At 56.7% G+C, this 21,822-nt stretch carries 24 protein-coding genes and 1 other RNA gene; 10 read left to right on the plus strand and 15 right to left on the minus strand.

What is annotated here, in order from left to right; translation table 11 throughout:
- Positions 1-3: 3 nt before the first annotated feature.
- Together E2H98_RS11660 and E2H98_RS11665 are read left to right on the plus strand one after the other, a co-directional pair.
- Complete coding sequence (locus tag E2H98_RS11660) at positions 4-783, plus strand: FKBP-type peptidyl-prolyl cis-trans isomerase (protein WP_232475501.1); 780 nt, start codon at positions 4-6, stop codon at positions 781-783.
- Between the two features lie 18 nt (positions 784-801).
- Positions 802-1,152: a DUF962 domain-containing protein gene (locus tag E2H98_RS11665; RefSeq protein ID WP_133593267.1), complete on the plus strand. Its 351-nt coding sequence runs from the start codon at positions 802-804 to the stop codon at positions 1,150-1,152.
- A 63-nt stretch (positions 1,153-1,215) separates the two neighbouring features.
- Here E2H98_RS11665 and rsd read toward each other — a convergent pair whose 3' ends face one another.
- Entirely contained in the window at positions 1,216-1,689 is a 474-nt protein-coding gene (gene rsd / locus E2H98_RS11670) for a sigma D regulator (protein WP_133593268.1), read from the minus strand.
- Between the two features lie 122 nt (positions 1,690-1,811).
- On the opposite strand from rsd, the gene E2H98_RS11675 reads away from it, so the two are divergent.
- Positions 1,812-3,719: a PAS domain-containing sensor histidine kinase gene (locus E2H98_RS11675; RefSeq protein WP_133593270.1), complete on the plus strand. Its 1,908-nt coding sequence runs from the start codon at positions 1,812-1,814 to the stop codon at positions 3,717-3,719.
- 125 nt (positions 3,720-3,844) lie between these two features.
- Here the strand turns inward: E2H98_RS11675 and E2H98_RS11680 are convergent, their stop codons facing one another.
- The 14 genes from E2H98_RS11680 to E2H98_RS11745 all read right to left on the minus strand — a co-directional run bounded on the left by E2H98_RS11680 (position 3,845) and on the right by E2H98_RS11745 (position 16,071).
- The gene (locus E2H98_RS11680; protein WP_133593272.1) at positions 3,845-4,717 is read right to left on the minus strand and encodes a substrate-binding periplasmic protein; all 873 of its coding nucleotides are present in this window, start codon (positions 4,715-4,717) and stop codon (positions 3,845-3,847) included.
- Between the two features lie 155 nt (positions 4,718-4,872).
- Positions 4,873-5,832, minus strand: coding sequence for a tetratricopeptide repeat protein (locus tag E2H98_RS11685; protein WP_133593274.1), 960 nt, complete (start codon positions 5,830-5,832; stop codon positions 4,873-4,875).
- Positions 5,833-6,044: 212 nt separating this feature from the next.
- Entirely contained in the window at positions 6,045-6,896 is an 852-nt protein-coding gene (gene rpoH, locus E2H98_RS11690; protein ID WP_133593276.1) for an RNA polymerase sigma factor RpoH, read from the minus strand.
- 138 nt (positions 6,897-7,034) lie between these two features.
- A complete protein-coding gene (locus E2H98_RS11695) occupies positions 7,035-7,832 on the minus strand; it encodes a mechanosensitive ion channel family protein (RefSeq protein WP_133593278.1) in 798 nt (265 codons plus the stop codon).
- A 47-nt stretch (positions 7,833-7,879) separates the two neighbouring features.
- Positions 7,880-9,076 (minus strand): ATP-binding protein, encoded by a 1,197-nt coding sequence (locus E2H98_RS11700; RefSeq protein WP_133593280.1) that lies wholly within the window; start codon positions 9,074-9,076, stop codon positions 7,880-7,882.
- 67 nt (positions 9,077-9,143) lie between these two features.
- Positions 9,144-10,115, minus strand: a complete 972-nt coding sequence (gene ftsX, locus E2H98_RS11705) for a permease-like cell division protein FtsX (protein WP_157591364.1) — start codon at positions 10,113-10,115, stop codon at positions 9,144-9,146.
- Positions 10,108-10,785: a cell division ATP-binding protein FtsE gene (gene ftsE / locus E2H98_RS11710; protein WP_133593283.1), complete on the minus strand. Its 678-nt coding sequence runs from the start codon at positions 10,783-10,785 to the stop codon at positions 10,108-10,110. The genes ftsX and ftsE overlap by 8 nt, the downstream gene beginning before the upstream one ends.
- Before the next feature lie 69 nt (positions 10,786-10,854).
- A complete protein-coding gene (locus E2H98_RS11715) occupies positions 10,855-12,120 on the minus strand; it encodes a DUF418 domain-containing protein (RefSeq protein ID WP_133593285.1) in 1,266 nt (421 codons plus the stop codon).
- A gap of 64 nt (positions 12,121-12,184) precedes the next feature.
- Positions 12,185-13,231, minus strand: coding sequence for a bifunctional transcriptional activator/DNA repair enzyme AdaA (locus E2H98_RS11720; RefSeq protein ID WP_162848219.1), 1,047 nt, complete (start codon positions 13,229-13,231; stop codon positions 12,185-12,187).
- A 105-nt stretch (positions 13,232-13,336) separates the two neighbouring features.
- The gene (locus tag E2H98_RS11725; RefSeq protein WP_133593289.1) at positions 13,337-13,927 is read right to left on the minus strand and encodes a carboxymuconolactone decarboxylase family protein; all 591 of its coding nucleotides are present in this window, start codon (positions 13,925-13,927) and stop codon (positions 13,337-13,339) included.
- Between the two features lie 785 nt (positions 13,928-14,712).
- Positions 14,713-15,288 (minus strand): 5-formyltetrahydrofolate cyclo-ligase, encoded by a 576-nt coding sequence (locus tag E2H98_RS11730; RefSeq protein WP_133593291.1) that lies wholly within the window; start codon positions 15,286-15,288, stop codon positions 14,713-14,715.
- Between the two features lie 29 nt (positions 15,289-15,317).
- Positions 15,318-15,502, minus strand: a non-coding RNA gene (gene ssrS, locus E2H98_RS11735) — 6S RNA.
- Positions 15,503-15,577: 75 nt separating this feature from the next.
- Positions 15,578-15,880 carry a cell division protein ZapA gene (locus tag E2H98_RS11740; protein ID WP_133593292.1) on the minus strand — a complete coding sequence of 101 codons (303 nt, stop codon included), beginning with the start codon at positions 15,878-15,880 and terminating at the stop codon, positions 15,578-15,580.
- Positions 15,877-16,071, minus strand: coding sequence for a TIGR02449 family protein (locus E2H98_RS11745; protein WP_232475410.1), 195 nt, complete (start codon positions 16,069-16,071; stop codon positions 15,877-15,879). The genes E2H98_RS11740 and E2H98_RS11745 overlap by 4 nt, the downstream gene beginning before the upstream one ends.
- Before the next feature lie 153 nt (positions 16,072-16,224).
- Here E2H98_RS11745 and pepP point away from each other — a divergent pair, with 153 nt between their 5' ends.
- From pepP to E2H98_RS11780, 7 genes are all read left to right on the plus strand, one after another.
- Positions 16,225-17,541 carry a Xaa-Pro aminopeptidase gene (gene pepP / locus E2H98_RS11750; RefSeq protein WP_133593296.1) on the plus strand — a complete coding sequence of 439 codons (1,317 nt, stop codon included), beginning with the start codon at positions 16,225-16,227 and terminating at the stop codon, positions 17,539-17,541.
- Between the two features lie 4 nt (positions 17,542-17,545).
- Positions 17,546-18,733: a 2-octaprenyl-6-methoxyphenyl hydroxylase gene (gene ubiH / locus E2H98_RS11755; RefSeq protein WP_133593298.1), complete on the plus strand. Its 1,188-nt coding sequence runs from the start codon at positions 17,546-17,548 to the stop codon at positions 18,731-18,733.
- Positions 18,734-18,761: 28 nt separating this feature from the next.
- Positions 18,762-19,475, plus strand: a complete 714-nt coding sequence (locus tag E2H98_RS11760; RefSeq protein WP_133593300.1) for a beta-ketoacyl synthase chain length factor — start codon at positions 18,762-18,764, stop codon at positions 19,473-19,475.
- Positions 19,472-20,347 carry a class I SAM-dependent methyltransferase gene (locus E2H98_RS11765; RefSeq protein ID WP_133593302.1) on the plus strand — a complete coding sequence of 292 codons (876 nt, stop codon included), beginning with the start codon at positions 19,472-19,474 and terminating at the stop codon, positions 20,345-20,347. The genes E2H98_RS11760 and E2H98_RS11765 overlap by 4 nt, the downstream gene beginning before the upstream one ends.
- Before the next feature lie 179 nt (positions 20,348-20,526).
- Positions 20,527-21,297 (plus strand): lysophospholipid acyltransferase family protein, encoded by a 771-nt coding sequence (locus tag E2H98_RS11770; RefSeq protein WP_133593304.1) that lies wholly within the window; start codon positions 20,527-20,529, stop codon positions 21,295-21,297.
- Positions 21,294-21,557, plus strand: a complete 264-nt coding sequence (locus E2H98_RS11775; protein WP_133593306.1) for a phosphopantetheine-binding protein — start codon at positions 21,294-21,296, stop codon at positions 21,555-21,557. Before E2H98_RS11770 ends, E2H98_RS11775 begins: the two co-directional genes overlap by 4 nt.
- Positions 21,558-21,569: 12 nt before the next feature.
- Complete coding sequence (locus E2H98_RS11780) at positions 21,570-21,821, plus strand: acyl carrier protein (protein WP_133593308.1); 252 nt, start codon at positions 21,570-21,572, stop codon at positions 21,819-21,821.
- Position 21,822 lies beyond the last annotated feature (1 nt).

Consider the following 21,822-nt stretch of genomic DNA (forward strand, 5'->3'; position numbering starts at 1 on the left):
CGAATGATTATTGCCGGGGTTGGCCTGGCCGTGGTGATCGCCGGTGCCGGCTACTACGCAGTAAAAAATGGCGGCATGGCCGCCTCGGGGGAAGTCAGCATGCCAAGCAAAGTCGAATTCAAAACTGATGCCGAGCGCGCCCTGTATGGCTTTGCGTCGCGTCAGGGCATGCAAGTGAAAAGCAGCCTGAAGCAGCTGACTGACCTCGGCGTTGAGGTCAATGAAGAGCTGTTGATCAAAGGTTTCCATGATGGCCTGAAAGACCAAGTGGCACTGACCGAAGAAGAGCAAATGGCCGCGATGCAGGCATTCAGTGCCGATTTGGAAACGCGCGCCGAAGCCAAGAAGAATGAAATGGCCGCCGCCAGCAAAGGCAAGAACGAAGCTTTCTTCGCCGAGTTCGATGCCCGGGAAGGTGTCAAGAAGACCGACAGCGGCCTGCGCTATATTGTGCAGCAGGAAGGCGACGGCAAAACCTATCCGAAGCCGGATGATCGCGTTGTGGTTCACTACCGCGGCACGCTGATCGACGGCACCCAGTTCGACAGCTCCTACGATCGCGGTCAGCCAGCAACCTTTGGCGTTGGTCAGGTGATCAAAGGCTGGACTGAAGCGCTGCAGCTGATGAGCAAAGGTGCCAAGTACAAGCTGGCGATTCCTTCCGACCTCGCCTATGGCGAAGGTGGTGCTGGTGACACGATTCCGCCGGGCGCTGCGCTGATTTTCGAAGTCGAATTGCTGGATGTGCAACAACATAGCGAAGGTGACGGCCACGCCCACTAAGCTTCCGGGAGGTAAACGATGACGCCGAAAGACTTGCAGCGTTTTGACGCATTCTGGCCGTATTATCTGGCTGAACATCGTTTACCCGCCTGTCGCGCGGTGCATTATTTCGGTACCGCGCTGGCCACTGGCTCGCTGATCGCCATCATTGCGCTACAGGCTTGGGCTTGGATTTGGTTGGTGTTGATTGTCGGCTATGGTCCGGCCTGGTTTGGTCACTTCGTCATCGAGAAAAACCGGCCAGCGACGTTTACCTATCCCGGCTGGTCTCTGCTGGCCGATTACAAGATGTTCTGGATGTTTATCACCGGTCGCATCGACCAGGAGCTTGATAAACATAAAGACGTGGTATTCCGACAGACGCATTGAGCACATACTGAGTGAAATAAAAAAGCGGCTAATCAGCCGCTTTTTTATTACCCGCCACTCGACTCAGGCCGCTTCGCCCTGGTCGGCAAACAAGGCCGAAATCAATCGATCTTCCAGTTCAAACCGCTCGGTCAGATCGGCGCCGAGTTTGGCCAAATCCCGATCGAAATGGGCCATCATGAATTCATCTGTGGCATCCGCGTAGCGGTCAGTAAAGGCCAGCACCGTGTCAGTGCTTTCGGAAAAGCGCGGGAACAACTGCTTGGCCAGCGCCATCGCCTCGGAGCCGGCATGCTCGGCTTTTTCCAGCAGCTCCTCGTATATCTCGAAATGACCGGCGGAAACGTAATCCACCAGACTGTCGAAGAAATGGCTGATATCGGCTCTGGCCGGCAGGGCACCGGGGTTCTCCCGGGTTTTGGTCAGTGCCAGAAAGCGCACCAGCAGGTCCTTGCGGCTGTCGAGCCAGCGGTCAATCGCCTCCAGACGGCCACCAAAACGATCGCGTGTGTCTTCTAGGTTCTTGAGCATCGGCATGGCGGGATTCCATTGGCGTGGTGACCGGTCGATTGTTGCATAGCGAAGCCCGGATCGGAAGCCGTTGGCCGAACCGGCTTTCTCGGTTAGGCTTGTTGGATCCGAATTGCCGAAAGCCGACGATGGCGAATAAAAGCAAACCGCTTTCCCAACCCTGGCGCACGCTGACGATCCTGCTGGTCGTCATCGGTGTGTTGGCCCTGCTTGACGAGGTGTTGATCGCGCTGGACGTGATCAGCCATCCACGCGATCTCTTCGGCGGTTGGTACCAGTGGAGCGCGTTTGGCACGGTTATTTTCGTCAGCATGCTGGTCGGCTACGCCATCTACCGGGCGCGCAGCAGCAAAAAAATGCTGGAAAACCTTGAGCGCAATTTCCTGGCGTTTATGGAAGGCGCCGCCGACATGCTGCTGATCAGCGCGATGGATGGTCGCATTATCGACGCCAACCGGCGCGCCTGTGAGTTACTCGGCTACAGCCGCGAGGAGTTGCTCAGTCACACCCTCTGGGACATCGATATCGAGTGCTATCTGCGCCAACATCCGCACACTCGTTTCTACCTCGAACGTGGCCGCACGATCAGCTATGAAAGCTGGTATCGAACCCGTTCCGGACATCGTTTCCCGATTGAGAGCCGGGTGCGCAAAGCTTATTGGCATGATCAGCCGTGTTTGATCGAAATTGTTCGCGATATTTCTGTGCGCCGTCAGGCTGAAGATGCCTTGCAGGAATCAAAAGCGGCGGTGGAGCGGGCGCGCAACCTGCTCGAAACACGGATGCTGGAGCGCACAGAGGAGCTGCAAAAACGCGTACACGAACGCAACTTAGCCGAGCGACATGCGCGGGAAATGTCTAGTTTGTTATCCGACATCATCAATTACATGCCGTCGATCATCATCACCATCGATCCGCAGCGCCGCGTTACCCACTGGAATCAGCAAGCGGTCGAACTGACCGGCATCAGCGCGCTGCAAGCCGAGGGCAAATCGCTGAAAAGTCTGTTGCCGTATTTCGATCACCATATCGACAGCATGACCGAAGCGACCAAGTTCGGGCAGGAGCGTTTTGCCACGCGTATTCAAGCAAAAATTCACGATCGTCCGTATTTGTTTGATGTCGTGATCTACCCGTTGAAAGTCAAAGGCCGCGGTGTCGTAATCCGGGTTGATGACATCACCGAAAAAGTGCGTATGGAACAACTGCTGATGCAGTCGGAAAAAATGCTGTCGCTCGGTGGTTTGGCGGCCGGTATGGCCCACGAAATCAATAATCCACTTGGCGCCATTATTCAAAGCACGCAAAACATTGAAAGGCGCTTGAGTGAGAAGTGGCCGCGCAATCACGATATCGCCCGCCAGCACGAACTCGATTTGGCCGTGATGCGTCGCTATCTCGAACAACAACGCATTCCGGAATTTCTTGCTGGCATTCGCGATGCTGGTGAGCGGGCGGCAGCGATTGTCACCGATATGCTGTCATTCGCCCGGCCCGGTTCCGGCGACTTGGTCAATGTCGATATCCCTCAGGCAATGGATTCAGCGATTCGCTTGGCCGCGACCGATTACAACCAGAAACGCCATTTCGATTTTCGCCAGATCCGCATTGAGCGTGACTACGCCGTCGATTTGTCGCCGGTGCGCGCCCAGCGCAATCAATTGGAGCAAGTGTTTTTGAACCTGCTGACCAATGCCGCGCAGGCCATGTCGGAAGTGAACCAGGCCGACCCGTGGATACGCATCCGTATTTTCCGCCGCGATCATTTGATGGTCACCGAAGTGGTTGATAATGGTCCTGGCATGGAAGAGCAAGTACGCAAGCGGGTATTCGAACCGTTTTTCACGACCAAGGAGGAAGGCAAAGGCACCGGACTCGGTTTGTCGGTGTCGTACTTCATCATCACCGATCAACTGAAAGGCAGTTTCGAGGTGGAATCGGAGCCGGGCAAAGGCACGCTATTTCGCATCAACCTGCCTGCCATCACCTTGCCGCATGAAACGCCGAAACCGCCTCAGATCGAATTGCCGTTGTAATGAATGTTGTATCGCTTCGGTGTGTTGTTTTGCTGACAGGCAAACATTGGCTTTGAGGTAAAAGCGCAAGGCGACATGTTCAGGAGTACTGCCATGAACATGTCGACAGGCAGGGGATAAATGCGCTACTTTTTCTTGTATCGTGACGAGATTGCTTCCAGCTTTCCGTCCGATTTCATGGCAGCAATGGTTTCATTGAATCGTTGCACCAAGTCCGGTTGCACGGATTGCTTGCTGAACATGATGGCGACATCGCCCTTATGATAATTGAACGGCAGCCTCTCGATACGATCACCAAGATTTTTGCGTTGAATCATCGCTTCGGCAACGTAGGCATCTTCCATCAGGCCATCGATTTTTCCGTCCAGCAGATTGGCGGCGTGACTTTCGGAGAATGACGCGGAAATGAAATGCGGAGCCAGTTCCGGTTCGCCGAGTAAATCCTCAATTACCCCGCCGTAAACGTAGCCGTCGATCAAACCAATGCGCATATTTTTGTCGCGCACCATTTCGCGTATGGACTTCGCCGCCCACTTATTGGCTTCGCCGGCGCGCACGTAAAGCGAAAACGCTTCTTCGCGATAAGGGTCGGAGAAGTAGGCGTATTCCTCACGGTCTTCGGTGCGGGTGGCCGAGGCAATCAGATCCAGTTTGCCGGACTTGATGCCATCGAGCAGTTCACGCCATTCGCCTTGCTGGTAGGTGATTTTGCACCCGACGCGTTCGGCAATTGCGGTGACGACATCGACATCAAGGCCGCGCACATCGCCGTTCAAATCACGGAATTGATACGGCTCATAAGATTCCCAGCCGAGTGTCAGTTGGCAATCGCCGGTCGCCGCTTGCGCTTCGCTTTTTGCCGTTTCGGCACTGGCAGTTTCCGCCGCCGTGGCAGCGGCTTGCTCTGCTGTTTCTGCACTCTCGGTTTTGGCGGGTTCGCCGCCGCCACAGGCGCTCAAGAAAAGCAGAATCAGCGTTAACCCAATCGAATGTCGCATTCGCCACCCCCATTAAATTGACTTATCCGGGACTCGTGATGCGGCGCTGACAGGCCGCACCGCGTTCGGCTTTTGATCGTGAAAATTCACATGATGCTAAGCCTAATGCTAGTCCAAGTTGGACAAATCAACCAATCCAAGGGACGACGCTTTTGCTATTTTGGCGCCCGCTCTTTAAGCGTTTTTTGCAGTTGTTCGTCTTTCTTGTCTTTCGCGGCCAGTTCGAAGTAAGTATCCGCTTCTCGGCGATTGCCCATTTTATCTAGCAACTGTCCTAAACGCAGTGCTGCCCAGGCTTTGCTTGGTGAGCGCGTCTCATCGACTTCCATCGCCAAATAGCGTTGCAAGGCTTCGCTGCCGGCTGGATACCATTCTGGATTTTCCGACATCAGCGCGGTGCGACCGGTCTGGTAAACGACATCGGCATCGTTGTCATCGCTTTGCTGCAGCTCATTCAGTAGTTTCCAGGCGCCAGGCCAATCCTGCTGACGTTGCATCACCAACGCCTTGCGGAACTGCAAACGACGCGGTTCGCTGCTGGCCGCAATCGCTTGATCAAGCACCTCCACAGCCTTGCTCCAGTCTTGCTGATGCTCGTAAACCGAAGCCATCGCCGAAGCGCCGCGCACACCATCGCGCTTGCCGATTTCCTTCGCTTGTTCCATGGCTTTTTCTTCACTGCCGCCGGCAATGGCGGGCGCACCGAGGTAGAACTTCATCAGGGATTGGCGGGCGTCCAGATCATCGGGCGCCAGCTCGACGGCTTTCTTGAAACTGCTGAGACAATCGGAGGCAAGGCCCGGTTGTCGGAAAAACGATACTTGCTGCGCCAAGGTACAAGCGGCTTGTCCAAATGCGCTGTGATAGCGTGGCTCGTTGTCGTTCAAATCTACCGCTTCTTCCAGTTCATCGACGGCCGTTTCGTAATCTTGTTCGCGAGCGGCGACTCGACCAAGCCAGTAATGTCCTTCGGCTTTGCTGGCTCTTTCCGTCAATAGCTTTTTCGCCGCCGTTTTTACTGCTGTGTAATTTTGCGCGTCAAAATCGCTCTGGATATCGGCCTGGCTGGTACTGGCCAACGCCAAGGCCAACACGCTGAAAAGAGGAAGTTTCATTGCTTTGCTCCTGCAGTAATGAGTTGTGATTGGATGCTGGCTAGATTAGGTGACAGGGCACGCGCCAAACAGTGCCATTGGTCATCCGCCGTTACCCACGTTGCGCCTACTAGGCTGAGCGGATGCTGAACCTATTGGTCTTGGACGTTGCAGGAGATGGTTTGGTAGGCAACAAAAAAGGCCGCTTGCGCGGCCTTTTCGATGAGTTTGCTTTACGCGGTCAGAATCGCGGATTTCAGCTTTTTCATCGCGGCGTTTTCAATCTGCCGGATGCGCTCGGCGGAAACGCCGTATTCATCGGCCAGATCCTGCAAGGTGGCCTTGTCTTCAGCCAACCAGCGACGCTGCAGAATGTCTTTGGCGCGGGCATCGAGGCCGGCGAGGGCCACATGCAGCTGGTCTTCGCGGTGCGACTGGTACTGACCTTCTTCCAGCGCTATCGCCGGGTCGTAGCGATTGTCTTCGAGATAATGCTCTGGCGCGAAGGCGTCTTCATCGCCGGCGTCGGTCGGGGCATCAAAGCTGGCGTCGCGTGAATAGAGCCGTTGCTCCATCCGCCGCACTTCTTCTTCCGGCACGTTCAAATCGCGGGAAATCGCCTTGGTTTCCTCGTGCGTCAGCCAGTTGCTGCCGGACTTGGCTTTGCGCAGGTTGAAGAACAGTTTGCGCTGGGCCTTGGTTGTCGCAACCTTGACGATACGCCAGTTCTTCAACACGTATTCATGGATTTCGGCTTTGATCCAATGCACCGCGAACGATACCAGGCGCACGCCAACATTCGGGTTGAAGCGTTTGACCGCCTTCATCAGGCCGATATTGCCTTCCTGGATCAGGTCGCCTTGGGGCAAACCATAGCCGCTGTAGGAACGGGCGATATGCACAACAAAGCGCAGGTGCGACAGCACCAGGTGGCGCGCGGCTTCCAGATCACCTTGCTCGGTAAAGCGCAGCGCCAGGCTGTGCTCTTCCTCGGCCGACAGAATCGGCATCGAGTTCACCGTTGTGATGTAGGCATCCAGGCTGCCCTGGGGGACAACTGGTACCATAGCCATTGTTTTGCTCATAGTTAGCTCGTACTCCTTTTTGAGAATCCGGCTTTACCGACCGGTTCAAGATCCAATTTAGCACTCTGGCAGTGAGAGTGCTAGAGATCGGCCGAAGTTCCAAATCCGATTGGTAACAAACTTTGATCAAAGCCCGCTTCAGGCTGCCAGTGAGGGCAGGATGCCAGCTTCCTTATAGGCATCAAGCACCCGCTCGGTGATATCGCTGGCAAAGCGCCGTTCCAGCCGCACATCCATGACATAGGTTTTGAGTGTCAAGCGTACCAGCGGCCGGCCGAATTCATAGCGGGTGCTGGTTATCACGATGATAGGTTTCTTCAGGTATACGTAAGGCGAGCAGGCTGCCGCTTCCTTGGCCAGTGCGATGGCCTGATGGTGATCTGCCTGAACCGGAATATCAATTTCCACTTTGACCAGCTCATCGAGCGAACCCGCGCTGCTGTTGGAAACGGTGTTTTTCAGGATTTCGCCGTTCGGCACCATGACCACGCTGTCATCGAAAGTGCGCAGCCAGGTGACGCTCCAGTCGAGCTTGATCACCTCGCCGTAATGACCGGCCAGCTCGATCATGTCGCCGACCCGGTATGGCGGATTGAACATGATCATCAATCCGGCCAACATATTGCGCAGCCCGTCCTGGGCCGCCAGACCGATCGCCAGGCCAGTGGATCCAAGCAGCGTGAACAGCACGGTATCCGGTGGGTCGAGAATCACGACGATGACGAAAATCGTGATCACCCCCCAAATGAACACCCGCGCTAGCGGATAGAAGCGATTGGGCACTTGCCGGTAACGCGGAAAGCGTTCGGCCAGAAGGGAAACCGCCTTTTCCAGCACAATCAGCACCAGCCAGGTAACGATTAGCACGGCTGCGGTGTTGAGCAGCTTGCGCCATGACAGCAATTCAAAGAATTGCTCGATGACTTTTTCTTCCATGTTTGCCTCCCGATGGGCGGTTTATTGATGCCCTATCGTCAATCGCTTCAATATAGCCGGTTGCTGTGTTCCAGTTGTTTGACCGTGGCCTGGGTTAGCAGCGGATTCAGTCGATAACGGTTGCTGGTTTCGGCGCCCGGCGTCCGGCTTAGCGTCAGCACACCGAGCCGGTGCAGGCGGTCCAGACGCAACAAGCTTTGTTCTCTGCTCAAGCGGAACATGTGCCGATGCTCCAACTCGGTCAGGCCGCCGTGCAGAAAAATCTCCGCCAGCGTGAATTGCTCCTCGACATCACTGCCGCCGAGGCCGTTGACGTCGAGCACAGCCAGTTTTTCCAGACAAAGTTGCTGCTTGTCGTTAACGCTCAGGGCATCGGCCAGGAAGAACAATCCCAGTTCGATTTGGCCGCTGCATAGCTTGTAAATCGGCTTCAGCATGTCGGGCAGCGGGTCGTCCTCGTCTTCTTTTTTGTTTTCCCGCTCTGCCCACGGGAACTGCCCGTCCGGCAGGCGTTGTTCGATGGCCTCGACGAACTCCGACTCGCTCAAATAATCGAGTTCGATCTGGCGCTGCATATACCGATCGAGTTGGTGGGTGAACACCAGCCGCCGCCACGCCTGGTTGGCACAGGCGATGATCCAGCAGTGTTGTTTCTGACTGGCAACCAGCACCGCCATGAAGGCTTCCAGTGCCGTCTTGGCGCCCATGCGCCGGGCCAGCAGCATATGGCCGTCGTCGATGAAAACGATGGCGCGCGGCTGGTCATTGACCAGCACAATCAGGTCGTCGATGTTTTCTGCCGCTCTCGGCAGTTTGAATAAGCTGTTGAACAAAGCCATGACGTCATCGGTTTCAAGGAAACGCTGCGCCAGGCTCAGGTAATACGATTTTTGTTGCGACGGCAGGCTGCCACGTACTTGGTTAATCAGGCTAGTCATGCCGGCGCCATTGGGCGCGATGATGGCGGTCAGCGATGGCCGTTCACGCTGCCAGTCATCAAGGCTTTTTTGCAGTTGCTCGATGGCCTTTTCCCGCCCGACAAAGCGCGAGTCACCGGCGGCCAGCGGCTCGACTTGCAGTGCTTGTTGCAGTCGTTCAGGCAAGGCTTCCAGCTGCTCGGCCAAATGCCATTGCAGCTCGGCGGGACGCACCATGCCGGACTGGATCTCCGCCACCTGATTGACTGCCGGCAAAAAAGGCAGCCACTGGCGCAGGGGTTCCAAACGGCGTTTCAGCCAATCCATGTTGTTCGCGTTTCCTCAGGCGGTCGCATTGAAGCGGTTGCCTAAGTGTAGAACCCATGGTTGCGCTTCAGCGCGGTTCGATATCCTTCAGATGGCGATTGACCGAGACAATCGAGCCGCCAAGGCCCAGTAAGGTCGCGAACAGCAGCACCCGCAGGCTGTCAGTGAATCCCAGACCTTTGACCTGATAGCTGGATTGATAAAGCCCGGCGAGCTCACGGACCGGATCGTCCAACCACCAAATCGTCGCGGTGACCAGGATAGTCGCCATCAGCCCACCGAGCAGCCCGAACCAGATACCCGAGTACATAAACGGCCGACGGATAAACGAGTCGGTGGCACCGACCAGTTTGATCACTTCGATCTCGGCGCGGCGATTTTCAATCGCGAGGCGAATGGTGTTGCCGATGATCAGGATAACGGCCAGGCCCAAGCCGATGGCCAGTGCTGTCGCGATGCGCTCGCCGACCGACATCAGCGCATAAAGCCTTCTGAGCCAGGCCAAATCGAGCTGGGCTTCTTCGACTTCCGGTAACGCGCGCAGACGCTTCAACAATTTTTCCGCGGCTTCCGGTGTGCTGGCCAGCTGCGTTGGCTGCACGGTGATCACGGCTGGTAGTGGATTGTCTTCGAGATAGTCGAGCGCATCGCCAAAACCGGACAGCGTTTTGAATTCCAACAGACTTTCTTCGCGAGTTTGGAACGTCGCCGTGGCGATGTCGTTGTCGCGCTTTAACTCTTGCGTCAGTTGATAGCCTTTGGCTTCCGGCAAATCGAGTTTCAAATACAAGGTGATTTGGCTAGAGCCCTGAAAACTGCCGGCGACTTGTTCGGCGTTTTTCAGCAACACCTGCAGACCGGTTGGTAGCGCCACAGCGACGGCGATGACCAAAATGGTCAGCAAGGTGTTCAGCGGCGTGCGCAACAATTCGTGCAGGCTGCGTTTACTGTCTTCGCGGTGGCCGAGCAGCCACATGCGAAAACGCGACTGCCAACTTGGGCGGGCAAACACGGCGCCGCTATCGCGTGGTTCAGACATCAAACACCTCCGCGCCATCGCGTTGCAGCAAGCCGTTTTTCAAACTGATGATGCGTTTGCCCATCGCCTCGATCAAATCCAGATCGTGCGAAGCAATTAACACGGTGCAACCGACCTGATTGAATTTCGCGAACAGGCCCATGATCTCGGCCGATAATTGCGGGTCGAGGTTACCGGTCGGTTCGTCGGCAAGCAGAATCGGCGGTCGGTTGACCACGGCGCGGGCGATGCCGACGCGTTGTTGTTCACCACCGGAGAGCATGATCGGTTTGTTTTTTTCTTTTGATAACAGCCCGACCATATCGAGCGCGGCGCGCACCCGCTTGCCGATTTCCCGATGCGGAAAACCGGCGATCACCAGCGGCAGCGCGACATTGTCGAATACCGAGCGATCAAACAATAAGCGGTGGTCCTGGAAAATCATGCCGATTTGCCGGCGCACATACGGAATGCCGCGGCGATGGATACGGGTCAGGTTCTGACCGCCGATCCAGAGCTGGCCTTGCGTTGGCCGCTCCATCAAGGCAATCAATCTCAGTACCGTTGATTTGCCGGCGCCGGAATGGCCGGTCAGGAAAGCCATTTCGCCTTCCTGCAGTTCAAAGCTCAAGCGTCGCAGGGCTTCATGGCCACTCTCATAACGCTTGCTGATTTCCGAAAATCGAATCACGCCACAACCCGCTGTCCACGAAAATCGCCAGCCATGCTCAACACAGGACCGGCGCAGGTGCCAGCTATGTTACGGATTCAGGCCCGGCTTGTCTTGAACGCTGTGCGGAATTGTTGACGAAGCGCGGCGGCCATAGGTCAGCCGGCGCCATAACGCCTCCAGCGGCCCTTGTTTGTAGTGCTGCAGCCAGAATGCCGCGAACACCGTTAGCAGCAAACAGATGGTCAGCGCCAGCACCAACTGCTGCCAACGTTCCATCTGTCCCATCAGGCCAAGACCATGGCCATAGAAAATCAGTGAACAGATGATGCTGCTGCTGAGATAAATCGTGAATGCCATTCGGCCAGCATTTTCCAGCGCCCGGCGAACCGCGTTCAGGCCGCCACGGCGATGCCACAGCAAAAACAAACTCATGTAGCCAAACGCCATCAGCAGCGAACCGATATTGTTCCAGAGCTGGCCGGTACCCATCGCGTAATCAAAGGCAAAATCGTGCACCAGCAATTGATTGGCGCCGGTATAGGCCATCGGCAAACCGATACCGAAACCGGCCAGCATGACGCCGACATACGCGCTGTCATTGAGCCTACCTGCCAGAAAACCGCTGCGATAAAGCCAGACGCCAATCAACATATGGGCCAGCAAACGAAAGCTGTAAAAGCTGAAGACCATCGTCTGCAATTCAAAGGTGTTTTTCGCTCTTACCGGGATCTGGCTCAGGTAATCGGCGCGCAGACTGGCAAGCTCCTGAGTGATGGCTTCCTGACTCGGCGACCAGAAGTTACGCATCTCGGCCAGATCTTCGGCCGGCATTTTTTGCATCGAAAAACCGAACAGCAGAATCAGCAACAGACTGATCGCCACCAGCACACTGGCGCTGAGCAAAATGCCGCGCGAACGCAGCGGCAGAAACCAGTAAACGATCATGCCGAGTATCGCGTAAGCCACCAGCACATCGCCGGACCAGATGCCGTAGGCGTGAATCAATCCGAACAACAGCAGCGTCGCCATGCGCCGGTAATGCAGGCTGGCGGCTGGTTGACCTTTGCTTTCGGCGTGCTCGGCAAACAGCGTGACACCGGCACCGAACATGATCGAAAAAATCGTGATGAATTTTTCCTGCACCAGCACATAGCTGAGCAGCCAGGCGGTTTTATTGGCGCCAGTCAAGTCGCCCCAGACCGGGGGATTGGCGTAAGCGGCCAGCGGCATCGCAAAAGCCCAGATGTTGACGATCAGAATTGCCAGCACGGCAACACCGCGAATCAAGTCCAGACTGTGATAGCGCGGGTAAGAAACCATCGGGCTGTCAGCCATCGCGCGAGAGGCATCCATTCAGTTTGCTCCATGTCCTTATTGTCGCCGCAGTGTGCCGTGTTCACCGGAGCTTGACCAGACCCTACTTAACGTGGCCTTCGCGTTCCAATGCCAACAACTGCGACTTGCGCCGCAGGCCGCCTCCATAACCGCCAAGATTGCCGGATTTGTTGATGACTCGATGACAGGGCACCAGAATCGCAATGCGATTGGCGCCATTGGCGGTGCCGACCGCGCGACTGGCGCCGGCAACTCCCACGTTTTCTGCCAGCGCCTGATAGGCGCGGGTTTCGCCATAAGGAATCGCCTGCAATTGCTGCCAGACTTTTTGCTGGAATTCGGTGCCGGGTGTTTGCAGCGGAATGGAAAAATTTTTCCGTGTGCCGGCGAAATACTCATTCAGTTGTTGTTGCAGGGTTTCATGCAGGGCGCTGCGCTGTTCGATCAGGCTGGCTTGAAATAAGCGCCGGGCAATTTTCAATTGGCGCAGATGGCGCTGTTTGACAACAAATTCCAGCAGCACCAATTGGCCATCAATGACACCGGCCAGCATATCGCCGAGCGGCGTGCTCAAGTGTTGAATGGCCATGACTGTGCTGCTGTGCTGGTTCGGTGCATCGATCAACTTTTTCAGCGCCGCCCGATAGCCTCCTTCACTTTGAAAGCCGGTAACGGCTTCACTCAAGCGAGCCCCTTCGCGCATTTTTTGGCTCGTAATGCTGACCCGCTGCTGACGCTGCCATTGCTGAAAGGTGCATTGATAACGGCGATGAAAATAACGACGCAAGCGCACCGGCGAGACATGCAGCGCGGCAACGTCCTCGTCCTTCAGGCGGTGCTCTGGATGCTCATGCAATGCGTTCAGTACCCGCTGTACCCAGCGAGGATGTTCGTGTGCCAACAGTTCCGGCTTGCAGCGCTTGCAGGGTCGAAAGCCGGCTTCCAGCGCCTGCTCGCTGGCATCGAACACCTGGCAATTCTGCTTCAGTGGTTTGCGAGCCCGACAGGACGGTCGGCAGAAAATACCGGTCGTTTCGACGCCAACCCAGAACAGGCCGTCATAATCGGCGTCAGCGGCAACAAAGGCTTGCCAGTATTCATCGTTGAAAGCGAGTGCGGTGTTCATCATCAGTGCTCCGTTAGCCACCGGTTCAGCATGCCAAACCGATGGCATCACTTACGACAAAAAACTGGACAAACAATTCGGCCGTTTTGCGGCCCCGGCGCATATCGACTACTGGTGTTTACCACGCTGCCAGCCGCTTGCGCCCAACCAACGCTTACCAGCCTGCTCAGCGTCGTCCTCTAAGGTAGTGCCCATGCTGTCATTCCAGCGGTTCAGGTACCCAAACAGTGCGACGACGCCAAGGATTTCGACGATTTCGCCATCGTCCCAATGCGCGCGCAAGCTGGCCTGAATCGTTTCGTCGACGGCATTCGGTACGCTTGAGGCGGCCAGCGCGAATTCGAACGCCGCTTTTTCGGCTTCGGTATAGAGCGGGCTGTCGCGAAACGCCCAGATATTTTCCAGTCGCTCGTCGCTGCCGCCGTAGCGGTGCGCGGCCAGTATCGTATGAGCCTGGCAGTAGCGGCAGCCGGCATTGGCTGAGGTCAGGTAGCCGATCAGCCGCTTCTGTTCGCTGCTCACCCGGCCTTCGTTTTTCATTACCGCCTTGTTCAGCTCGATAAAGGCTTTGGCGATAGCGGGGCGACGCTGCATGGTCAGCACGCTGTTTGGGCAAAAGCCGAGCGTTTCGTTGAAGAACGTCGCCAGCTCGGCGACTTCCTGGTCGTGGTCGGGGCTCAGGGGGCGAACCAGTGGCATCACTATTTTCTCCTTGTTCAAATTTATTTTTCGATTTCAGCGCTGGTGATGGTGATGAATATTGATTGGCAACGGGCATATGTCGTTGTCTGAAAAATAAGCAACACCATATATCGTGTTCTGCGCTAAAAAACACGGCAAATCATGACGTTTTCGTGACGAAATTCCGCTAGCCGAAATGGATAAAAAAAGCAAGAAATTAGAATTGCATCACCGTATTGCACACGTGTACAGTCGCATACTCACTGCTCGGATAAGTCGTATGGTCCGACAGTGAAGTCAACAACAAAGAACAAGGTACGGCTTTGTAAGCTTTGCCAAGAAGTGAGGGTGGGTTGGAGTCATGATCAAGCGTAAACCGGACCTGTTATGGGTTCTCGCGATCGTGCTCCTCGTTGGTGTGATAGCCAGCTCAGTGCTGATGGACTCAGCGCCTGAGGGTTCAGCTCAGGTAGCAACGGGATTTGCGGCAGCGACTAGCCAGGACGTCAGTCTTAGCGCACGCTGATTGGGGTGCCGAAATAACAAAACCGGAACATCGTTTCTCCGATGGTCCGGTTTTTTATTGCCTGCAATTTCTAGAAGCCATCTCAAAAATAGTCCGGGCGACAGCGAGGTGCGCGAATAGGGGCGGAGGAACCGGAGTTTACAGGTAGTAAATAAGGACTGCTCACCACATCCATGTGGTTCACCCTTCGGGTTACACGAAAATTCGCTCCCGGCGAATTTTTCCGAGCACCGCATTCGCGCACCTCGCCGAGCTCCAGGCATTTTTGAGGTGGCTTCTAGTCGGTCAGCACCCGGTGCACACGCCGATCGTGCGCCTCAACCGGCAGCACCTCGACCTGCTGCCAGCGATAGGCAACGCCAATCAATTTCGGTTTCTCGAAACTGCCCATCGTGCGCACCGGAAAGGTTCGGTCGTAGAAACCGCCGCCCATACCGAGCCGGCCGCCATGGGCGTCGAATGCGGTCAGCGGCATCAGCACGACATCCAATTCGCGCAAAGGTTTGAACTGCCGACGCACCGGCTCCGGAATGCCGTAGCGGTTTGGCCGCATGGCCATGCCGGGCTGGTAACGGGTGAAACGCAGGCGCGGCGGCGTGAAACGGCTGAGCACAGGCAGGTAAACGGCTTTGCCTTCGGCCAGCAGTGCATCGGTCAGAATCGACAGATCCAGTTCGCCATCAAAGGCGAGATAAATGGCAATGTGTCGGGCCCGGCGTATTGCTGAGTCGCGCAGCGCGCGGCCGCTGAAGCGTTCGGCAGCAATCAGCTTTTCGCTGGCGCTCAAGCTCCGGCGCTTGCTGCGCATCTGACTTCGTATCGCCGCTTTTTGTTGGTTTATCGTCGAAGTCATAGAGGGGGCTGTTTAGCCGAAATTAAAAGACGCTTCCCACCTGTGCCGTTGCGGGTGTAGCCCTGGAACCCTAGGCTCCAAGGTGGCAAGCATGGCACTGGATCAGGCTTTCCGGTCGAAACGGACTTGCACAACACCAGACGACGCATACTCGCCGGTAGTGACGAATATCGGCTCAAGGACATAACGCCGCTATCGAACACTGCAGGAAGCGCCCGGACTGGACTCGGGCGCGAACGCGATTTCAGGGCCTGACCAGGTCGCTGTCGCGACATCAGTCAGGAGAGAGTTAATTCAGTTCCAATTGTCGGTTGCTGGCCAAGGTCGCGTCAATTTTTTCCTGCATCCGTTGCAGGCGATGACTGAGCTCGGCGTTTTGCACCTGGCCGCCTTGTTGCAGCAACAATTCATGCGATAGATCCAGTGCCACCAGTAGCGCGATACGTTCCAAGCCAGCGACTTTGTTGCCGTCGCGCAATTCACGTAGCCGGGCATCGAGGTTGCGGGCCGCTTGCAGCAGGCTGTCGCTCTGATCTTCCGGCACCGCCACTTTCATTTCCCGGTCGAGCAGCCGGATCGTCAGTTGTTTCATTTCTTCAGCTCCAGGCCGCGCAGCCGGACCAGCATCGCTTCGACCTTGTGACTGGCCAATTCGTTCTTTTCCAGCAGGCGGTTGCGCTCAGCAACCAGTTCGGCCGTGCGGGCGCGCAGCTGGGCGTTGTCGCTTTTTAATTGTTGGTACTGGGCCAGAAGCTCGTCGAGCTGAGATTCCAGTTTTTGCATGTCAGCTTGGCTCATTGGCGTGGCAGTGGCAGTAAAACAACGCGCTAACTATAGTGTGGCGGGTTGGGGCATGCAATGACGGCGCGCACAAGGTAGCATGTCGCCCGGCGCCCGGTCGGGCCCGTCGTTTGAACCGTTACGCAGCAGGTTGCCATGTTGAAAGCCAAAGATTTCCAGCGCCGCCGTCGCCGGCTGATGAGCCAGATCGGCAAAGGCAGCATCGCCATTGTGCCGTCGGCGAAAGAAGTGGTGCGTTCGCGCGACACCCATTACCTGTTCCGTCAGGACAGCGATTTTGCCTACCTGACCGGCTTTCCGGAGCCGAACGCGGTGCTGGTGCTGATCCCCGGCCGCGAGCAGGGCGAGCAGGTGCTGTTCTGTCAGGATCGCGACCCGACCGCCGAAACCTGGCATGGCCGTCGCTATGGTCCGGCTCGGGCCGCGACCGAGTTTGGTTTTGATGACGCGTTTCCGATTGATGATATCGACGAAATCCTGCCGCACCTGATGGAAGGTCGCGAACGCATTCATTACGCGATGGGCCAGAACCATGAGTTCGACAATCATGTGATGGCCTGGATCAACACGCTCAGGGCGCAAGTGAAAAAAGGCGTGCATGCACCGGGCGAGATCATCGATCTGCGCCATGCCCTGCACGATATGCGGCTATTCAAAGAGGCTGCCGAAATCAAGCTGATGAAGCAGGCCGCTCATGCCGCCGCCGAAGGCCACAAGCGGGCAATGCGCACGACCAAACCGGGTATGACCGAAGACCAGGTCGAGAACGAGTTGCTGCATGAATTCGGCAAACATGGCGCTCGCTACGCTGCCTACAACAGCATCGTCGCCGGCGGCGAGAATGCCTGCATCCTGCACTACGTCGAAAACAACATGGCGTTGAAAGATGGTGAGCTGCTGTTGATTGACGCCGGTGCCGAATACCAGTGGTACGCCTCCGATATCACCCGCACTTTTCCCATCAATGGCAAGTTCACGCCACTGCAGCGCAAGGTTTACGACTGGGTGTTGAAAGCGCAATTGGCCGCGATTGAGCAAATCAAACCGGGCAATACCTGGAACAAAATCCACGACACGGCCGTGAAAGTGCTGACGCAGGGCTTGGTCGATCTGGGCGTGCTGAAAGGCAAGGTCAGCGAGCTGGTCGAGGCTGAAGCCTACAAGCCTTACTACATGCACAAGACCGGGCATTGGCTGGGGCTTGATGTCCATGATGTCGGCGATTACCAAATCGACAATCAGCCGCGGGTGCTGGAGCCAGGCATGGTCATGACCGTTGAGCCGGGCCTGTATTTCGCGCCGGGCACCAAGGGCCTGCCGAAGAAATTCTGGGGTATCGGCATCCGCATCGAGGACGATGTGCTGGTGACCAAAACAGGTCACGAAGTGCTGACTCATGGTGTGCCGAAAAACGCCGACGAAATTGAAACGCTGATGGCGAAAGCCGGCTGAGTCGATGACGGTGCAGCACTACGATTTGATCATCGTCGGCGGCGGTCTGACTGGCTTGGCGCTGGCGCGGGCGTTGCGCACTACGCCGCTGCAGATCCTGCTGGTCGACAGCCAGCCGGCACCGGTCGCGCAAGCGCCGCATTTTGATGATCGGGCGCTGGCCTTGAGCGAGGTCAGCCGGCAGTTGCTGGATGCGCTCGGTATCTGGTCGGCCATTTCTCACGATGCCAACCCGATTGGCCATATCCATGTTTCCGATCAAGGCCAGTTCGGTCGCTGTGCGCTTGATGCTGTCGAGCTTGGCTTTGCCGCGTTCGGTCAGGTCGTTGAATTACGCATGCTCGGTCAGGCGCTGTGGCAGGCGATCAGCCATCAACCGCGTTTGACCCACGTGAGTCATAGCAACGTCACGGCGCTGAGTCAGCAGGTCGATGGTGTCGAGCTGGTACTGGCACAGTCCGGTCAGACGCAAATAGTCAGAGGTGGTGTCGTACTGGCCGCTGATGGTGGGCCATCGAGCCTGCGAGTCTTGGCCGGGCTGCCGGTCGAGCGTTTCGATTACCGGCAGAGCGCGCTGATCGCCAATATTGAAACCAGTGAGCCGCATCGCGACCGGGCCTTTGAACGCTTCACCGAAACCGGACCGCTGGCGCTGCTGCCGCTGACCCGCAACCGTTTGTCGTTGGTCTGGACCTTGTCGCCGGGTGATGCCGAAGCCATGCAGGCACTGTCGGAACCGGCGTTGATAGCCAAGTTGCAAAAAGCGTTTGGTTGGCGCCTCGGCGCGATACGCCGTATCGGCGAGCGAACGGTGTTCCCATTGGCGCGCGTCCGTTCGCCGCTGCGCCGGCAGGGCCGGCTGCTGTTGATGGGTAATGCCGCAACGATGCTGCACCCGATTGCTGGTCAGGGCTTCAACTTGGCCTTGCGTGATTTGATGGCGTTCGCCGATTGGCTGCAGCAACAATTGAAGGCGAGTGCCGACTGGCAACAACCGGCTGCGCTGCAAACCTTTATCGATAGCCGCCTGGCGGACAGCCAGCATGTTCAGGACGTCACTCATGGCCTGGTGCAGCTGTTTTCCAATCGCCATCCATTGCTGACGACAACGCGGGCGCTAAGCCTGTCATTGCTAGACAGCTTTCCCCGGCTGAAGCGTTTTACCGCCGTGCAGGCGATGGGGTTTCGGTAAGCGGTATGAATCTGAAAGAGTTTTATCCATGTTGAATTTCGCCATTGCCGATTGGCAGGCCTGGGCGCCTTTTGCCGAAGACCATGCGAGCTGGCAGCGCTGGGCGGCCGGTGAAACGCTACCGCCGATCAGCGACAAACCGGCGCTGTCCTGGGTCAATCCTATGCTGCGTCGGCGCCTGTCGTTTTTGTCGCGCTTGATGTTGCAAGTGGCAAAGCCTCTGGCCGAGCGTCAGGCCATTGATGCCTGGGTGTTTGCCTCACGTCACGGCGAGCTGCAGACGACTGTGCAGTTACTGGTCGATATCGCGAAAAATGAACCGCTGTCGCCGATGGCATTCAGCCTGTCAGTGCACAATACCGGCGCCGGCCTGTTTTCAATCGCCAGCGGCACACAGGCGCCGATGAACGCGATTGCCGCCGGTCGCGATACTTTTGTCATGGCGCTGACCGATGCTGTCGCCCGAGTCAACAGCCATCGCGCAGAACGGGTCGCCGTGGTCTATGCCGAAGAGTTGTTGCCAGAGCGTTATGCCGATTACCAACAGGGCGAAGCGCCGGCACTGGCGCTTGGTGTCGTCGTCGATCGTAGCGCCGCGCAATGGCAACTCAACAGAGAAGCGGGTGAGGCGACAGAGGGCTCGCCGGCCGAAGTGATGCTGAAAGTCCTGCTTGGCGCAGATCGTGAGCAACATTTCCCGGCCGAGCAGGGCATCTGGCGTCTGAGTAGAGTTGGAACATGAACGACACCGCGATGATCAATGCGGCGATGCCGGCCGATGAAGCGGCGCATTGGCGTGAAGCGGAGCTGCCGGATGCCTGGCCGGATAGGCTCAGTTGGCGTCAGCCCGGCGGTTTGCTGCGGCTGTTCTGGGGCTTGCTGCGCGGTCAGACCCGCCGGCTGCAAATGCCGGAAGCCTTGCAGGCGATGACGGCCGATTTTCCGAAGTATCTATTTCAGGAATTCCACCATTTGCCGAACGGCAATTATTCGAAACGCATTGCCAGCGGTTATGCCCGCTCGTTTGACCATGTCATGCTCGGCGAGCTGCGCCGGGCCCGGCAGGCCTTGGCAGACAAGCTGAAAGACTGCTCGCGCGTGCTCGATCTCGGCGCCGGGGGCGGCCATTTGTCCGGTAGCCTGCTGCAGGTCGGCATCCCTGAAGTGTGGGGCTTGGAGCCGTCTCCTTATCTATTGCAATTGGCGGCGCGGCAACACCCGAATCTGAAGCTCAAACATGGCGTCGCCGAACAGACCGGTTTTGCCGATACCAGCTTCGACGCGCTGGCTGCTTGTTTCGTGTTTCATGAAATTCCGCCACGGCATGGCGACAAGGTGCTGATGGAAGCGCAGCGCATACTGAGACCGAACGGCATGCTGGCCTGGATCGAGCCATCACCAACCCAGCTTGAGCTGCCGCTGAAAACGGTGTTGCGACGCTTTGGTTGGCGCGGCTGGTATTTCCGGCTGATGGCCCAGCGCATGCACGAACCCTTCGTCGCGGCTTGGCATCAGCGCGAGAAATCCAGTTGGCTTGCGCAACATGGCTTCGAGCTTTTGGAACTACATGACCAAATGCCTTGGCAGCGGGTCATTGCCCGAAAAATTTGCTGACAAAAGCCAAGCAAAAAATAAGTTGTTTGATAGAGGCGCTGCCGTTAGCATTGCCCATCCGAAAAAATCCTGGTCAAAATTTGTTCGAACCGGGGCTCCACGGCCGTGACGCCGGGCCTCAGCGGGCAAACGATCTACCGTCCACGACGGTGTTGAGGACGGTTGTTTCAGTTCAGTATATGCAGCGATTGAATTATTACTGGCGGGTGCTGGCCACCGGCTGGTGTTTCCTCAGTTTCAGCGTGGGCGGTCTGCTGCTGACAGTGACCGCCTTTCCGTTCATACGGATATTCGAACGCGATCCGATCAAGCGCCGCGACAAAATTCAGCTGGTCATTCATAACGCGTTTCGTTTTTTTATCGGACAAATGAAATTTCTCGGCGTCATGTCAGTGGAGCTGCACAACGCTGAAAAGCTGCGCCACGCCGGCGGTGTGCTGGTGCTGGCCAATCATCCAACGCTGATTGATGTGGTGTTGATGATCAGCCTGATGCCGCGCGCCGATTGCATTGTCAAGGAAAGCCTCTGGCAACACAAAGGATTTGGCGGCGTCATTCGCGCCGCGGGTTACATTCCCAATCGCAATGCTGAACAACTGGTGCGCGATTGTGATGCGGTGCTGGCGACCCAGCGACCGCTGATTATTTTTCCGGAAGGCACGCGCACGACGCCGGGCCAACCGATGAGTTTCCAACGTGGCGCGTCACATATCGCGCTGCATTCCAAAGCGCCGATCCTGCCGGTGGTGTTGACCTGCAACCCGCCGTCACTGACCAAGGACAAGCGCTGGTACCAAATTCCGGAGCGACGTTTTCACGTTCGCCTGGAAGTCAAACCGAGCTGCTCCGCGGCGGATTTCCTGCCTGAAATGCTGGAAAAGCCGCTTGCCGCTCGACAGTTAACACGTTCGCTGCAGCAGTACTTTGCGAAGGAAGTAATGGCCCCATGAATACCTTAGAACTTGAATTGAAACACCTGATCATTGACACGCTGGCGCTCGAAGACATGACGCCGGAAGACATCGACAGCGAAGCGCCGCTGTTTGTCGACGGACTGGGGCTGGACTCGATTGACGCGCTGGAACTTGGCGTTGCGATTCAGAAAAAATACCAGGTCAAACTCGACGCCAGCAACAGCCAGAACAAAGAGCATTTCCGCTCGGTGGCCAATCTGTCGAAGTTCATCGCTTCGCATCGGGCGGCGCAGTAAGGGGGCGAGATCATGAATACCGAAAATGAAATTCTGGCGACGCTGAAAACCATTCTGCAGGAAACTTTTGAAGTCGATCCGTCCGAGGTCACGCTCGACAGCAACCTGTATCAGGATCTGGATCTGGACAGCATCGACGCTGTCGATCTGGTGATCAAATTGCAGGAAATCACCGGCAAGAAAATCAAGCCGGAAGAGTTCAAGCAAGTCCGTACCGTCGGTGATGTTGTGCGCACCGTACACGGTTTGATGCTGGCAGCCTGAG

Source organism: Permianibacter aggregans (assembly GCF_009756665.1).
GTDB lineage: Bacteria > Pseudomonadota > Gammaproteobacteria > Enterobacterales > Permianibacteraceae > Permianibacter > Permianibacter aggregans.